General features: G+C 67.6%; 13 protein-coding genes. 8 read left to right on the top strand and 5 right to left on the bottom strand.

Going from position 1 to position 15,366, the window contains the following annotated elements; genetic code table 11:
* Nucleotides 1-85 precede the first annotated feature (85 nt).
* The gene (locus ACXZ1E_RS12410) at nt 86-943 is read right to left on the bottom strand and encodes a hypothetical protein (protein ID WP_458040787.1); all 858 of its coding nucleotides are present in this window, start codon (nt 941-943) and stop codon (nt 86-88) included.
* Nucleotides 940-2,481 (bottom strand): polysaccharide biosynthesis tyrosine autokinase, encoded by a 1,542-nt coding sequence (locus ACXZ1E_RS12415; protein WP_458040788.1) that lies wholly within the window; start codon nt 2,479-2,481, stop codon nt 940-942. Before ACXZ1E_RS12415 ends, ACXZ1E_RS12410 begins: the two co-directional genes overlap by 4 nt.
* 693 nt (nt 2,482-3,174) lie before the next feature.
* On the opposite strand from ACXZ1E_RS12415, the gene ACXZ1E_RS12420 reads away from it, so the two are divergent.
* From ACXZ1E_RS12420 to ACXZ1E_RS12435, 4 genes are all read left to right on the top strand, one after another.
* The gene (locus ACXZ1E_RS12420) at nt 3,175-3,780 is read left to right on the top strand and encodes a GNAT family N-acetyltransferase (protein ID WP_458040789.1); all 606 of its coding nucleotides are present in this window, start codon (nt 3,175-3,177) and stop codon (nt 3,778-3,780) included.
* Between the two features lie 131 nt (nt 3,781-3,911).
* On the top strand, nt 3,912-4,187 hold the full coding sequence (locus ACXZ1E_RS12425) for a helix-turn-helix domain-containing protein (RefSeq protein ID WP_458040790.1): 276 nt from the start codon (nt 3,912-3,914) through the stop codon (nt 4,185-4,187).
* A complete protein-coding gene (locus ACXZ1E_RS12430) occupies nt 4,184-5,431 on the top strand; it encodes a type II toxin-antitoxin system HipA family toxin (RefSeq protein ID WP_458040791.1) in 1,248 nt (415 codons plus the stop codon). The genes ACXZ1E_RS12425 and ACXZ1E_RS12430 overlap by 4 nt, the downstream gene beginning before the upstream one ends.
* A 417-nt stretch (nt 5,432-5,848) precedes the next feature.
* On the top strand, nt 5,849-9,214 hold the full coding sequence (locus ACXZ1E_RS12435; protein WP_458040792.1) for a DEAD/DEAH box helicase: 3,366 nt from the start codon (nt 5,849-5,851) through the stop codon (nt 9,212-9,214).
* 124 nt (nt 9,215-9,338) lie between these two features.
* Here ACXZ1E_RS12435 and ACXZ1E_RS12440 read toward each other — a convergent pair whose 3' ends face one another.
* Together ACXZ1E_RS12440 and ACXZ1E_RS12445 are read right to left on the bottom strand one after the other, a co-directional pair.
* Entirely contained in the window at nt 9,339-9,923 is a 585-nt protein-coding gene (locus ACXZ1E_RS12440; protein ID WP_458040793.1) for a nitroreductase family protein, read from the bottom strand.
* A gap of 104 nt (nt 9,924-10,027) precedes the next feature.
* A complete protein-coding gene (locus ACXZ1E_RS12445) occupies nt 10,028-10,612 on the bottom strand; it encodes an arsenate reductase/protein-tyrosine-phosphatase family protein (protein WP_458040794.1) in 585 nt (194 codons plus the stop codon).
* A gap of 29 nt (nt 10,613-10,641) precedes the next feature.
* Between ACXZ1E_RS12445 and ACXZ1E_RS12450 the strand changes: the two genes are divergently transcribed.
* The 4 genes from ACXZ1E_RS12450 (at nt 10,642) to glmM (ending at nt 14,013) form a co-directional block, all read left to right on the top strand.
* Nucleotides 10,642-11,457 carry a CPBP family intramembrane glutamic endopeptidase gene (locus ACXZ1E_RS12450; RefSeq protein WP_458040795.1) on the top strand — a complete coding sequence of 272 codons (816 nt, stop codon included), beginning with the start codon at nt 10,642-10,644 and terminating at the stop codon, nt 11,455-11,457.
* A 198-nt stretch (nt 11,458-11,655) separates the two neighbouring features.
* Nucleotides 11,656-12,102 (top strand): 50S ribosomal protein L13, encoded by a 447-nt coding sequence (rplM, locus tag ACXZ1E_RS12455; protein WP_458040796.1) that lies wholly within the window; start codon nt 11,656-11,658, stop codon nt 12,100-12,102.
* 30 nt (nt 12,103-12,132) lie between these two features.
* On the top strand, nt 12,133-12,636 hold the full coding sequence (gene rpsI, locus ACXZ1E_RS12460) for a 30S ribosomal protein S9 (RefSeq protein ID WP_458040797.1): 504 nt from the start codon (nt 12,133-12,135) through the stop codon (nt 12,634-12,636).
* Between the two features lie 18 nt (nt 12,637-12,654).
* On the top strand, nt 12,655-14,013 hold the full coding sequence (gene glmM / locus ACXZ1E_RS12465; protein WP_458040798.1) for a phosphoglucosamine mutase: 1,359 nt from the start codon (nt 12,655-12,657) through the stop codon (nt 14,011-14,013).
* A gap of 11 nt (nt 14,014-14,024) precedes the next feature.
* On the opposite strand, the gene ACXZ1E_RS12470 is transcribed toward glmM, so the two are convergent.
* Nucleotides 14,025-15,305: a hypothetical protein gene (locus tag ACXZ1E_RS12470; protein WP_458040799.1), complete on the bottom strand. Its 1,281-nt coding sequence runs from the start codon at nt 15,303-15,305 to the stop codon at nt 14,025-14,027.
* Nucleotides 15,306-15,366: the final 61 nt, after the last annotated feature.

Genomic DNA, 15,366 nt, shown 5'->3' on the forward strand with positions numbered 1-15,366 from the left:
CAGGAACAGAGCCGTCCCGGCTCGAACGGCGCGACGTGCGCGGCCCCCGCGGTGGCTTGAGGCAGGCTTCGGCTCGTTCACTGTGCTATCTCACAGGCAGCGTGGTGTATGTCTCACCAGCCCAGATGACGACCACGCCGTCCAACAGCGTGATCGCGGTCGGCGCGGCGGGGTCGGCTCCCTCGACGCACGCTACGGGGGTGGGCGCGCCATCCGTCACCGTGGTTAGCGCGAGGCCTGCGCAGTCGGCAGAAGCTCCGGCAACGACGATCGTCGAACCGTCCACGGCTACAGCGGCGGCGTCCTCGACGCTGAGCGTTTGCAACTGGTTGTCAACAAGGGTGAATACCGCCGCACCGCACACAAGAGCGATCGTGTCGCCGTCTTGCCGCAGCCCACGGGCGTCGGCGCAGGGGGCGGCGATCGCGCCATCGGGAGTGATGACCAGCGCCGGGTCGTCGGCCGCGATATAGGCGGAGGTCGCCAGTACCTCTTCGTAGCTCTCCCAGAAGCGTCCCTGCGTGAACGTGCGCAGGCCATCGGCGGTGCGGTCCTCGCCGAGAATGGCGACTGTTTGGGCCTGAGTGCCGGCGAATGCATCGAGTCGCGTGATCTGGCCTATGCCGAGATACAGCGGGGTGACGTCATTCCAGCTACCTCCGCCGTTCGCCGACCGCTCGATCATCGGAGCCGCGCCGTCCGCGCAAGAGCCGGCGACGCCGCGCCACAGGATTCCCTCAGAACCGATAGACAAGAAGCGCTCGTCGGCGCGGGGAACAGGCTGGAGAGGGGTGTCCGTCGGAGCGGGGGTCGCACTCGGTTGCGGCGGAGCTGCGTTGAACGTCGGTATGGGCGCCAGGCTCTCGTTCGTCGGCCCAGGTCGAGATCGATCGATCGCCATGATTGCCAATACCGCCACCACGACGGCGAGAACCACGATCACGACAGCGCCGATCCAAGCTGTCGGTCGTGAACGAGAGCGTCGGGCCATCCCAGACGCCTAGTGTGCAGGGCCTGTGGGCTGCGAATCCGAGATCGGGTCGCCCCGGCCCACGCGAGCCGCACGCGGTCCTGCCGCACGGCGTCTGCGTTTCGGCTGGGCGGCAGGCGCCGCGGGCACACCGCCGTACAGGCCATAACGTACCCATAGCCGTACCCGTAGGCATCCGGGCCCTTGGTCGGCACCATCGTGAGCACCACACCCGCGACGCGCGCGTCGACGGTGTCGAGAGCCTCGATGGCGCTCTCGAGTTGGTGGCGCGTGGTGGCGCCAGCGGCGACGACGACGATCGCGCCACTCGTGCGCTTGGTCAGCGGGACGCCATCGGTCACGGGGAGGAGTGGCGGGGTATCGAGAATGACGATGTCAGCATCGTGAGCGAGCGCGCTCAGCAGTTGCCGAATCTGCGCCGAACCGAGCAACTCGCTCGGGTTGGGCGGAATCTTGCCCGCGGGCAAGACATAGAGCGAGCGCCCACCCCACGGCAGCATCACGTCGGCCAGGCGTGCGCGACCGATGAGCACGTCGGCCAGGCCGACACCACCCTCGATCTGCAGGTACTCGGCGACCTTCGGCTTGCGCAGATCGGCGTCGACGAGCACGACGCGCTTGCCCGCATCGGCCAGGGCGATCGCGTGGTTAACGGACGTGGTCGACTTACCCTCGCTCGGCACGCTCGACGTGACGACAAACGTCTTGCCGCCGTCCATATCGAGAAACTGCAGGTTGGTGCGGAGCGCGCGGAAGGCCTCGCTGCGGACGTTCTGCGGATCGGCGTGCAAGATGACCGGACGTTCTTTCGCCTTCGGGTCGAAGGGGATGGTGCCGATGATCGGACGGTCGGTCGCCTGTTCGACGTCACGCGTCGAACGAATGCGGGTATCGAGAACCGTGCGCAGCACCGCGACGCCGATACCCAGCGCAAGCCCGACCAGAGCACCAAGCGCCAGGTTGAGGGGCACATTGGGGCTGACCGGTGTGAACGGGGCCAGGGCATCCTTCACTCGCGTGAGCTTGATGGGGCTTTCCGTCGTTCCGGGCAGCGTCTCAAGCTCAGCGACGGTGGAGGTCAGGCTCGCGCCGACCGCGTTGGCGATGTCCGCCGCACGAACGGGATCCGCGTCGGTGACCGCAATCTCGATGATCGTCGTGTTGAGCGGACTCGAGGCCGACACCTGCGTCGCGAGGTCGTCCGCGCTCAGATCGTCGACTTCGAGATAAGAGATAACCGGATTGAGCACGATCGGGGTGCTGACCAGGTTGACGTACGTCTGAACGCGGGCCTGCGAGAAGGTCGAGCCCTGTTGCAGCTCGCTGACGGTGCCGCCCGACTGCGTCGACACGAACACCTGGCTCGTTGCCTGGTATCCGGGGGTGCGGGTGAGCGACCAGGCCGCGGCGGCGCCGATGCCGACGAGGGTGATCGCTACGATCACGATCCAGTTCTTGCGCAGGATGCGGATGTAGTCGCTGAGTTCCACGGCGTCCCTTCGGCATCCCGCGGTCCGGCCGTCGAGCGGCTTGTCGCGAGTGACCTCGTTCAGTGGGTTGGGGGAGGGGCTTGCGGGCGTGCTTCGTTCTTTACGTGCTTTTTGGGTTAGGGCGTGTGTTGCTCGCGTTGCGCGCGCGACAGGGGATCACTCCGCCTGGCCCGTGGCCTATCCTGCGACACGGGTTGCGGCTGGCCGGGGTGCGGCACGGTGGACGGGTGCGCTGGCGTGGTCTGAAGCGCCGCGGTCGACGGCGTTCGCCCATACCCAGGCGCGGTGCTCCTGTCCGCCGACCTCGAACTCGATGCCGACGGCCTTCTGCGTCCACCGCACCGCTTTGGCTCGGACCCTGCATCGCGCGGGCGCCGAACCGCACCCAGGCGAGCACCTCGAGCGGCTGGGGGGGTCGTCAGTGGATAGACGTCGAGGCGCAGCTCTTTCGCGGTGAGCGACTGGAGTGGCTGCCCGGCGGTAGCGGACTGCATGATGCGCTCGTCCATGCGTCGATCCAGTTGCGCCGCATAGCGATTGTTCGTTCCGATGGTCGACGCCCCTTCCCCTTATCCGGCGCCGGCCACGCCAGAGGACGATGCTATGGGGAGGCGGGGACATCCGTCGTGACTTGGTGGTGGGCGACGTGCCGCGATGGCCGGGCGAGGCATCCGTCGGCATTAGCGTTGATGCATGCTGTTCGCGGATGCCCCGACCCTGAAAAACGAGTTCGTCGAGCTGCGGCAGCTGAGCCTCGTCGACCACGACGCGCTTGTCGATGCCATGCGCGTCGCGGACCTGTGGCGCACCTGGTACACGCGCATCCCGTCGCCCGAGGGGATGGCGGACGAGATCTCGCGCAGGCTCGAGGCGCAGGCGGCCGGCACCATGGCGCCCTGGACGATCGTCGATGCCCGGTCGCAGCGTGTGGTCGGCATGACGACCTACATGGGGTTGGATCCGGCGAACCGGCGCCTCGAGATCGGGTCGACATGGGTGTCGCGAGCCGTGCAGGGCACGAAGGTGAACCCGGCGGCGAAGCTGTTGCTGCTGTCGCGGGCGTTCGAAGACCTCGACTGCATCGCCGTGGAGTTTCGCACCCACTGGCACAACCAGCAGTCGCGGGCGGCTCTTGCGAAGATCGGCGCCAAGCAGGACGGGGTGCTGCGCAATCACTCGATCTGGGATCGCGGCGATGGTGCCACGACCGTGCGCGACACGGTCGTGTTCTCGATCATCAACGGCGAGTGGCCGACCGTGAAGTACGGGCTCGAGCAGCGGCTGAGCGGGCGCGGGTAGCGCTGCCGGCCCGCGGCGTCCGTCGGGACCGCCGTGGACGTGCTTAATGATTGATATCGCGGCGCTTAAATTCTAGAATGGTCGAGAACTCGATCATTGGAAGTGTCATGCCCCGTAGCACACCCCCCGCCGTGACGCGTGCCGCTGAGACGATCGGTGAGCAGCTCGGCGTGTGGCGACGTCTTCTTTCGCTCACAGCCGAGCAAACGGCCGAGCGCGCGGGAATCGCGCGCTCGACGCTGGGCAAGATCGAGTCGGGGCACGGGGACGTGTCGTTCACGTCGATCCTCAAGGTCGCGCGGGCGCTGGGGGTGCTCGATGCGCTGGTCTTGGCCACCGATCCCTACGAAACCGATCTGGGGCGGGCGCGGGCCGATCAGACGCTTCCACGCAGGGTGCGCTCGTGACGGTTCACGTCGCCGTGCAGGTCGATTCGCATACGATCACGGCGGGGCGCCTCCATTCCATCGTGCGGCGAGGCCGAGTCGCGTCAACCTTCTCGTACGAGCCCGAGTATCTGGCCGATCCACGCGCGTACGCTCTCGAGCCCGCGCTCACGCTTCTGGGAGGTACTCAACCGACCCCAGGTGCACTGCCGCGGTGCCTGCAGGATGCTGCCCCCGATCGGTGGGGACGGAACCTCATCGCAAAACGCCATCGTGCGAAGGCGGCAGCGGACGGACGCGTGGCCGCGGCACTCGATGGTCGTGACTACCTCTTGGGCGTCAGCGACGAGACGAGGCAAGGTGCGCTCAGAGTGTCGGCCTCTGCGGGCGGTCCGTATCTGGCAGCCGGCACCGAGGTGCCGAAGCTCGTCAGCCTGCCCCGACTGCTTCGCGCAGCAGACGCGGTGGCGGCCGGCGATGATGATCTGGGTGCCGTGAAAGCACTCCTCGACGCGGGAACAGGGTCGCTCGGCGGCGCTCGGCCGAAAGCATCCGTCCGCGATGGTGACCGATTGATGATCGCCAAGTTTCCGCATCCTGCCGATGAGTGGGACGTGATGGCCTGGGAGAAAGTGGCGCTGGACCTTGCCGAGAGTGCAGGAATAGCCGTGCCACGATCGTCCCTCGTCGACGTGGGTGGGCGGTCGGTGCTGTTGGTCGAGCGCTTCGATCGCGCGGCCGGAGGCAGGGTCGGCTACATCAGCGTGATGACGCTGCTCGAGTCCGACGACGGCGATGCGCGCGATTACCTCGACATCGCTGACGAACTGCCGGTGCACAGCTCCCGGGCGACGGCTGATCTGCGCGAGCTGTTCCGACGCGTCGCCTTCAATATTGCCGTGCACAACACCGACGATCACCTGCGCAATCACGGGCTGCTGCGGGAAGGGCCCGGATGGCGCCTCTCGCCCGCATTCGACGTCAACCCGAACCCCGAGCCCGCTGCGATCAGGGTCACGATGGTCGGGGGAGCATCCGGACCTGCAGATGAAGCGCGTGCTCTGATGCGCGCATGTGAGATGTTCGGCCTTGATCGAGGGGACGCCGCGGCAATCGTGCGCGAAGTAGTCGATGCCGTGCGGGGCTGGCGCTCGTGCGCCGTCTCAACGGGCATTCGTGGGGCCGAGGTCGAGCAATTCAGTGACGTGTTCGGCGCCGGGCTCGCTGCGTTGGAGAGCGCGGTCGTTGACCCACTCGATCGGTGAATCAGGCGGCGGCGTCGGGTCGGAGCGGGCGGGTCGCCGACATCCCTGTTCGTCGGCCAGAGTTGTCGGGACAGTGGTAAATGCACTACGTTCTGCAACGATTCTGCAACGCGGTCCAACATCAGGTGATCAGCCAGCGCGACCCTCATGGTGGGATCCGCACCGCTCGTGGCGACCCGCCGCCGGGTCGCGGCTGCGAAGGCGCGCCGGGCGCATGGCGACCGCGTGATGGACGGTGTGGGCATGGGCGCTGCTGATGCCTGCGTTGGCGTGGGCGTTGGCCAGCTGCCATCATCACCGAGGATGTCGTCGAGATAGACGTTGACGTCACCGACAGCCGGCGTGGCCGGGTCGATCATGAGGCGGGTTCGTCTCACCGTGTCGGGTCGTGTCGGAGGTAGCTGCGACGATGGATGTATGGACTACTGGGAGAGCGTCGCCGACGCGCTCGCGCCGCAGCACGTCGATCATGCGCGACGGCTGGTTGGTGCGGGACGAGTCACTCTGATCGACCTCGACGAGGGCTCAACGCGCACCTCCGCGGACGCCGTCGTGCGAGACCTGACCCCGCAGGGCGAACAGGTGTACGTCGTCTCGTTTCTCGTCGAGTTGATCGCGGGATCTATGAGCGCATACTGCAGCTGCGAGCGAGGCCCGCAGTGCGCGCACGTCTGCGCGGCGCTCCTGTCGGTGTCGGACGCTGACGGCGCGGAATCTGACACGGCGACGATGGGGGCGGCTGCGGGTGGACCGCGCGCCTTCGGGCCCGCGGCATCCCGAAGCGTTGATCCCGCCCCGAAATGGCAGCGCACACTCGACAAGCTGCTGCCCAGCGGTGACTCGCAGGCGACCGTCGAGCTGTGCCTGTTCTTCGCCGTGGACGACGGTTCTGGTGGGCGGCGACGCAGGGGACGCTCGCGGAAGGGGCCCGCGCTCGCGGTACGCCCGGGTATGCGAGGGGCGCGCGGCGCCTGGATCAAGGGGCAAACCCGCTGGGGTCGACTCGACGACCTCGAGGCCGACCCCGAAGCGCTCGCCCTGCTGCGCGAACTCGATGCGCTCGACACCCTCGGCGGCGATGACGCGTACTACGGCTGGGGGTACGGCTACGCCGCCGAGAACGAATGGATGCGGCTCGATCAGCTGCCCTCGCGCACGGTGTGGTCGCTGCTCGCAGATCTGCAGAAGGTCGGCGTGGCACTGGTGTCGGCCGGCAAGCGGCAGCACCCTGTGCGCCTCGACGGCGAGCCGCTCTCGGCCCGCGTCGCGCTCGCCGAACGACGCAAGCGCCTCTCGGTCGGAGCCGAGCTCGTCTCAGGGGGCGAGTCGTGGCACCCCGATGGCACGGTGCTGTTCGTCGGCGAACCGGCCGTTGCCCTGGCACACGTGAGCAATGCCGGCACACCCGATGAGCGCGTGGTGATGCATCCGCTCTCTGCTCCCATCGCGGCACCCGTGCGCGATCTGCTCGTGCTGCGAAACCCGGTGTCGATCGATAGCGCGGGGCGCGAACGATTCGAGGCCGATTACCTGCCCCGCCTGCAGTCACTCGCGCCCGTCGTGTCGCCCGACGACTCGTACGCCGTGCCGATACCGCCCGAAGCGGTGCTCGAGTTGAGCATCGAACACGGCGCTCAGCAGGTGCACCTGACGTGGCTGTGGGATCGGGCGGGCGGTGTGATCCGCCCCGACCCTGATCGAGAGGCGGCAATCGTCGAGAGCATTCGCGCCGCGGCCGGGGCTCACGCGTCGGCGCTCTTTCGGGAGGTCGGTACCGCGTCTGCGGGGGCGGATGCTGCGGGTGCTGTGTCTGCGGGAGCGGATGCTGCGGCGGGCTCTGGTGCTGTCGGGCACAGCAACGCTGCACCGCCCGATCAGACGCTCCGCGCGAGTGCGGCGGTGCTGTTCGTCGCCGAGGTGCTCCCCGCGTTGCGCGATCTCGATGGGCTCCGCGTCGTCGAGAACACCGCGGCGCCCACCTTTCGTGCGGCGTCGTCAGCGCCGGATGTCGCGGTCTCGGCCGAGCCGGGTGCCAATGACTGGTTCGACCTCACCGTGCGCGTCACGATCGAGGGCGAAGACGTCGATTTTGCGACGCTCTTTCGGGCGTTGAACGACGACGAGCCGATCCTCGTGCTGCCGAGCGGCACCTACTTTCCCCTCGACACCCCCGAGCTGCAGCGGTTGCGCGCTCTGATCGCCGAGGCGAGCGCGCTCTCCGATCGCCCCGCCGACCGCCCGGCCGTGAGCCGCTACCAGGCCGACCTGTGGGAAGAACTCGTCGAACTGGGGGTCGTCGCGCGCCAAGAGATCGAGTGGTGGATGAAGGTACGCGGTCTCTCGGACCACGACCAGCTCGAACAGATCGAGCCTCCCGCGAGCCTGCGTGCCGAACTCCGCGACTACCAGCGTGCCGGATTCTCGTGGCTGCACTTCCTCCGAACGCACGGGCTCGGCGGGGTGCTCGCCGACGACATGGGGCTCGGCAAGACGCTCCAGACGATCGCGATGATCGAGAAAGCGCGGGTCGACGGCGAGGTAGCCGCGCCGTTCTTGATCGTTGCGCCCACGAGCGTCGTCGGCAACTGGGTCGCCGAATGTGCTCGATTCGCGCCCGATCTGACCGTGCGATCCATCAGCGCGATGGGCAAGCGCCGGGGTACGGCTTTGGCTGACGAGATCGCCGGGGCGCACGTCGTCGTCACGAGCTACGCGCTGTTTCGCCTCGAGTTCGACGCCTACAAAGACATCGCGTGGTCGGGACTCATCCTCGACGAAGCGCAGCAGATCAAGAATCCGTCGTCGCAGGGGTACCGCTGCGCGCGCCTGCTCGACGCGCCCTTCACTCTCGTCATCACCGGCACTCCGCTCGAGAACAACCTGCTCGAACTCTGGGCGCTGACATCCCTCGCCTGCCCCGGCCTGCTCGGCGGTCGGCGCAGCTTCACCGACTACTACCGCACACCCATCGAGCGAGAGCACGACACCGAGCGCCTGCGCACACTGCAACGCCGGTTGCGACCGTTCTTGCTGCGCCGCACGAAAGACCTCGTCGCGGCGGAGCTTCCCCCCAAACAAGAGCAAGAACTCGTGCTCGACCTGCACCCCGCGCATCAGCGCCTCTACGACCGGCGCCTGCACCGCGAACGCCAGAAGGTGCTGGGTCTTGTCGACGACGTCGCGGCGAACCGGTTTCAGATTTTCCGCTCGCTCACCCTGCTCCGCCAGCTCGCGCTCGCGCCCGACCTGGTCGAAGAAGGCGATGCCCCCTCGGTCAAGATCGACGCGCTCGTCGACCTACTGGTCGAAGCATCCGCCGAGGGGCACCGGGCGCTCGTCCTCAGCCAGTTCACGCGCTTTCTCACCCGCGCCCGCGACGCTGCCGACCGGGCGGGCATCAGATCGCAGTACCTCGATGGCTCGACCACCGACCGCCCCGCCGTCATCGACAAGTTTCGTACCGGCGACGATCCCGCGTTCTTCGTCTCGCTCAAGGCCGGCGGCGTCGGCCTCAACCTGGTCGAGGCCGACTACGTGATCCTGCTCGACCCGTGGTGGAACCCCGCCGTCGAGGCACAGGCCATCGACCGTGCGCACCGCATCGGCCAGACGCGCCCCGTGATCGTCTACCGGCTCGTGGCGCGGGGCACGATCGAAGAGAAAGTCATGGCGCTGAAGAAGAACAAGGCACAACTGTTCGCGCGCGTGCTCGACGCCGATGGCGAGGGCGGCGCGGGCTCGGCCCGGCTCAGCGCCGACGACATCCGGAGTCTTGTGGAGTAGCCGCGGGCGCGCGATGCACCGAAGCGCACGATGCGTAGGGCCGAACGATGCGCCGAACCGCGTGATGCGCCAACAACAGCAGGTGCACCGCCGTCGGTGCTGTGGAGCTTGCGGGCGCTCCGGCCTAAAGGCCTCCGATGACCAGCTCGTCGACCGAGTGACGCGTGCGGGGAGCGGTCTCACGCTCGCGCAACTCGTCGTCGACCTCATCGATGTTGCCGAGAGTCCCGATCGACATCACGGTCATCGGTACGAAGCGCGACTCGAGTCCAAACGCCTCGGCCACCGCGGCGGGGTCGAATCCGCCCATCTGATGAGTGTGCAGCCCGCCCGCGTGGGCCTGCACCGTGAAGTGCGCCGCGGCCTGACCGAGATCGTACGGGGCCATGCGCAGTGGCTTGCCGTCTTCGGTCTCGGTCTCGGCGACGAAGACGATGAGAGCGGATGCCGTGGCCGTCCAGTCCTGATTGAATCCGCGGAGCGCGGCGTGCACGACATCGAATGCCGAGCTGCCGCGCCGAGCGACGATGAACCGCCACGGCTGCGTGTTGTTCGCCGACGGGGTCCAGCGGGCCGCCTCGAGGCCGCTCCGCAGCGCGGCCTCGTCGAGGGGGGCGTTCGCGTCGTACACGCGGGTGCTGAAGCGCTCGGTCAGCACATCGAGAATGGGGGCGTCCGTGGTGGCGGGGTTCGCGTGCGTGGTGATCATGGTGGCTCCCGATATGTGGCGAAAACGTGTACTGCTCAGCGCACAGGAACCAACGCACCACCTCGGCTATTCCCCGCCCGAGTGTTTCGCCGACGAGGAGGGCGTTACCCGAGCGCGATGCGCAGCACGCGAACGACCTCGTCGACCGCCGGCACAAGCTGCGATGCCGTGAGCTCGTAGGTCTTCCACGACCGGCGATACGGATCGATCACGTCGTCATCCGCGGCATCCGCGGGCAAATCCACGAGTCCGCGCTGGGACGCCACATGCGCCACCGCGAGCTTCAGCGCCTCGCGCTCATCCGCCGCCCCGGCCACAGCCGCGCCCACATCTGCGGTGCTCACACAACTCGCGAGCCGCGCGAATTCGCGAAGCGTGAACGTCGAACGCAGCAGGCGAGGCGACAGATCGACGATCGCGCGCCGATGCTCACGCGACATCGCGAAGATCAGATCGGGGCCGGCGAGCAGCCCCTCGGTCAACTGGCGAGAGCGGTGAGCCGAAGCATCCGTCGCCCGATTCGCCTCGGCCAGGCGCACCGCCTCGGGTGTCATACCCGACCCGACCATCGCGCGCGTGCCCGCGCTGCCGACGCTCACCGCCAGTGGCGCCAGGCGTTCGCGCAGCAGCACCTCGGCAAGCGGAGAACGGCAAATGTTGCCCGTGCACACCGTCAGCAGCTCGACCATGACGTAGTGCCTCCCGGTAACGTAGCTGCGTGTCCCACGAGCCTAGCGACGCGACCCCCGCCCGCATGACCACGGGGGTCGCCGTGAGCGACGACGCACCACAGACGCGCAGTCAGCGGCGATCCACGGGCTCTCGCCGGCGCTCGTGGGTCGAAGGCGGCTCGAGCGTCCGCCGCTGGGGCTACGACCTGCTCGGCTGGACGATACTGCTGCTCGGGGCGGGAATAGTGGCCTCGACCGCCCTCCGCACCCTCCTTCCGGGCGAGACCGGTGCCCTGCTCTCGGCCCTCGCGCTCTGGGCGGGGATGGCCGTGCCGATCGTGCTCGCCTTCAGCCGCTCGAGGCCCCGCATGCTCCTGCGGTTTCGCTGGGTCGACGTGCTCTACGGCGTCGTGCTCGGCGGTGCCCTGCGGATCGTGCAGGGGTGGCTCGATGTGGCAGCGGGGGCGAGTGGCGCCTTCCCGTCGTACCCGACGGTCAACGGGACGCTGACCCCCGACTGGTGGTTCACCGAAGCTCTCACGCCGGTGCTCATCGGACCGACGGTCGAAGAGTTCTTCTTCCGCGGTGTGCTGCTGGTCACGATCTATACGGTCGTGCGCCGTGCGTTCGGGAAGGGCTTCGCCGTGTTCATCGCCCTGGTCGTCACGACGGGCGTGTTCGTCCTGGCGCACGGGATCTCGGGCCCCATGGGGTGGGATGACGCCGTGGTCTTCACCCTCGTCGGTCTCGTCACGGGGCTGCTCGTGCTGCTCACCGGGCGGATCTGGGGCGCCCTGCTGGTGCACATCGTGTTCAACGGCACCTACGTGCTGCTCGCGCTGACCGGGACTCTGCTGGCGTAGGCATTCCGAGTCCGTAGCCGCGCGTTTGGCCTCGGCCGACGCCTGCGCTAAGCTGATCCCTTGGTGCCTGTGCCCTGCTGGCCCGGCACCACGAACGTGAGCCCTCCACTGGCTCGTTGCCCAGACAGCCGTCTGGAGACAACAACCCCGGAGCGGGATTCACGAACATCTCCGTTCGAACAAGAAAGCAGCACTACTGTGACGCGCACGTACACCCCCAAGGCTGGCGAGATCCAGCGCGAGTGGCTCATCATCGACGCGACCGACGTCGTTCTCGGCCGCCTCGCGAGCCACGCTGCAGCGCTTCTGCGCGGCAAGCACAAGCCCACCTTCGCCAACCACATGGACACCGGCGACTTCGTGATCATCGTCAACGCCGACAAGGTCGCGCTGACGGGTCAGAAGCTCGAGAAGAAGAAGGCCTACCGCCACTCCGGCTACCCGGGTGGCCTCAAGTCCGTCACCTACGGCGAGCTCATGGACAAGAACCCCGAGCGTGCCGTCGAAAAGGCGATCCGCGGGATGCTTCCCAAGAACAGCATCGGACGCGCCCAGCTGACCAAGCTCAAGGTCTACCGGGGTGCCGAGCACCCCCACGCTGCCCAGCAGCCCAAGACGTACACCCTCGACCAGGTCGCCCAGTAAGCGCCGCACTCACTTTCAAAGGACATACTCGTGGCGAACATCTCCGACTCCACTTCCTCGACTGACGAGGCCCCCCAGAGCTACTCGACCGAGACGCCCGCTGACCAGACGGCAGCAGCCGTCGCAGCAGAGCGTCCCGTCCTGACCGTTCCCGGCGCAGCCGTGGGCCGTCGCAAGCAGGCCATCGCCCGCGTGCGCATCGTCCCCGGCTCGGGCACGATCACGGTCAACGGTCGCGCGTTCGAGGACTACTTCCCGAACAAGCTGCACCAGCAGCTCGTCACCGACCCGTTCACGGTGCTGAACCTCACCGACGCCTACGACGTCATCGCCCGCATCTCGGGTGGTGGACCTTCGGGTCAGGCCGGTGCACTGCGCCTCGGCATCGCCCGTTCGCTGAACGGCATCGACGAAGAGAACAACCGCGCCACGCTGAAGAAGGCCGGATTCCTCTCGCGCGACGCTCGCGTCAAGGAGCGCAAGAAGGCCGGACTCAAGAAGGCCCGTAAGGCGCCTCAGTACTCGAAGCGCTAACCAGCGGTCAGCGCTCCGATGCCGCTCTTTGGCACGGACGGCGTTCGGGGTCTCGCAAACGGGACCCTGACCGCCGACCTTGCACTTTCGCTTGCCCAGGCGACAGCAGTCGTGCTCGGTCAAGGTCGCACCGCCGAAGCGCGGCGTGCGCAGGGACGTCGCCTGACGGCCGTCGTCGCGCGCGACCCGCGCGTCTCGGGGGAGTTCCTGACGGCTGCGGTCGCCGCGGGGCTCGCCTCGTCGGGCGTGGACGTGCTCGAGGCCGGTGTTCTGCCGACCCCGGCGCTCGCCTTCCTCGTCGCCGACCGCGATGCCGACTTCGGCGTGATGGTGTCGGCCTCGCACAACCCGGCCCCCGATAACGGCATCAAGATCTTCGCCCGCGGCGGAGTGAAGCTGCCCGACGAGGTCGAGGCGCGCATCGAGGCCGCAATGTCGGGCCCGAAGCTCCAGCCCACGGGTGCGGCTGTGGGGCGCATCGCGCGATTCTCGGATGCCGAAGACCGCTACGTGATGCACCTGCTCGCGTCGCTGCCCCAGCGACTCGAGGGCGTCAAAGTCGTGCTCGACTGTGCGCATGGCGCAGCATCCGGGGTCTCGCCCGAAACCTTCCGCGACGCGGGTGCCGAACTCGTTGTGATCGGCGCCGACCCCGACGGCATGAACATCAACGACGGTGTCGGGTCGACCTACCTGGATGTGCTGGCCGCGGCGGTTATCGAGCACGGTGCGGATGTCGGGATTGCTCACGACGGCGACGCCGATCGTTGCCTTGCGGTGGACGCATCGGGTCAGGTCATCGACGGCGACCGCATCATGGCTATCCTCGCCGCATCGCTGCACGAGCGCGGACGCCTGCGCGATGACACGCTCGTTGCGACAGTGATGAGCAACCTGGGGCTGCATCGCGCTATGTCGGAGCGAGGCATCCGCGTGCTCCAGACCGCCGTCGGCGACCGCTACGTGCTCGAAGAGATGAGCCGCGGCGGCTATTCGCTGGGCGGGGAACAGTCCGGGCACCTGATCATGAGCGACTACGCCACGACGGGCGACGGGCTGCTGACAGGCCTGCACCTCGTGGCCGAAATGGCGCGCACGGGCAAGACCCTCGCCGAACTGGCCTCGATCATGACGGTGTTCCCGCAGGTGCTCATCAATGTCCGGGATGTCGATCGTTCGCGGGCCAACACCGACCCCGACGTTGTCGCTGCCGTGGTCGCCGCGTCCGCTTCTCTCGGGGATTCCGGACGCGTGCTGCTGCGTCCCTCCGGCACCGAGCCGCTGGTGCGCGTGATGGTCGAAGCGGCCGACGAAGAGACGGCTCGACGGCACGCCGACGAACTCGCGGACGTCGTTCGTTCGGCCCTGGCGCTTTAGCTGCTCGTTCGCTAGGCCGTCGCGCCGACGGACGGCGTGAACATGATCAGGCTGCACCCGCCCTCGGCCGGCATCTCGGCTTCGAGCCTGCCGCCGATTGCACTCACCTGACGCCGTAGGTTATCGAGGCCCGGGGGCTCATCCATGCCGGCGCTGCCGGCGCCGTCGTTCGTGATCGAGACGCGCAGCATTCCTGCCACCACCCCGATCGTGATATCGATGCGTTGTGCATGACAAAACTCCAGCGCATTCAAAACACTCTCGATGATGGTCTGCAACACGACGGCGCGTCGGTCGATCGTGAGTGAACCTGTGCCGGTGGCGGCCAGAACCTGGGCCGAATCGCTGACCCTCAGACGCACCGCGATGGGATTCGGCACCGTCGCGATGAAAGCGCGCACGGCCGGGATCAGCCCGTGTTCCAGCGCCTCGGGATAGCTGAACAGCGCCAACCCCCTCTGCCCGGCGATCCCCAGCTCCACCAACTCGTGCTGCACCGCCTGCAGGCGAAGTTTCGTGAGGCCCTCCGCGTCGGCGGTGATCTCGGCGATCTCGCGGAGTACGTGAGTGGAACGTTTGTCCATCACCGTGTGTGTTTCGGAGGCGAGCTTGTAACGACCCCGTGCCTGCGTTCGCAACATCTGGACGAGTGCCTGAGAACTCTGCGCCGCGGGGAGATGGGATGTGCGTTCCGCACGCCGGATGCGCTGCTGCGAACGCGTCACGAACACCGCGAAGGCGATGATCAGACTGATCATGACGCCCGCAACCGCGGCGTCGGCGAGCGCGGGCATCACGTCGTTCTGCGAGTACACGCCGATTGCGATCTGCATCACCGCGCGGAGTGCCGCAACCCCCACCCCGGCGGTGAGGACGAGGGCAGCAGCGGGAAGGGCGCGACGCGCCTCGATGCGTAGCTGGCTGACGATGATGAGGGTCGAGATCACCGTCAGCAGGTTGATGAAGATGCGTCGACCGAGATCCCACCCGAATGGCACGGGCTCGCCGACCGCTGTATCGCCGATTCCGAGCACGATCACGGCCTGCGCTGTTGCCGCGAGGGCGACAGCTCCACCGAGCACCCCGACGGTGATGATCATCGTGCGCATGTCCGCGAGACGGTCGGCCGTGGTCAGTGCCTTGTCGCGTTGCGCCTGCGTGACGGCGATCGGGATAGAGGCGGTCTCGGGTGCAGTCGAGGCTTCGTTCGCGTGGCTCTCGAAGGCTGGGCCTCGCGGGGTAACGGGAGCGCGGCCGGACGTGGAGGGGGCGCGGCGTTCGTCGGTCGACACGTGGTACCTCCGAAATTGCTGGCGGGAATGGCGTTCCCCCCGCCGAGGCCGATACTAGCGC

The sequence above is a fragment of the Pacificispira sp. HM-600 genome (assembly GCF_977993705.1).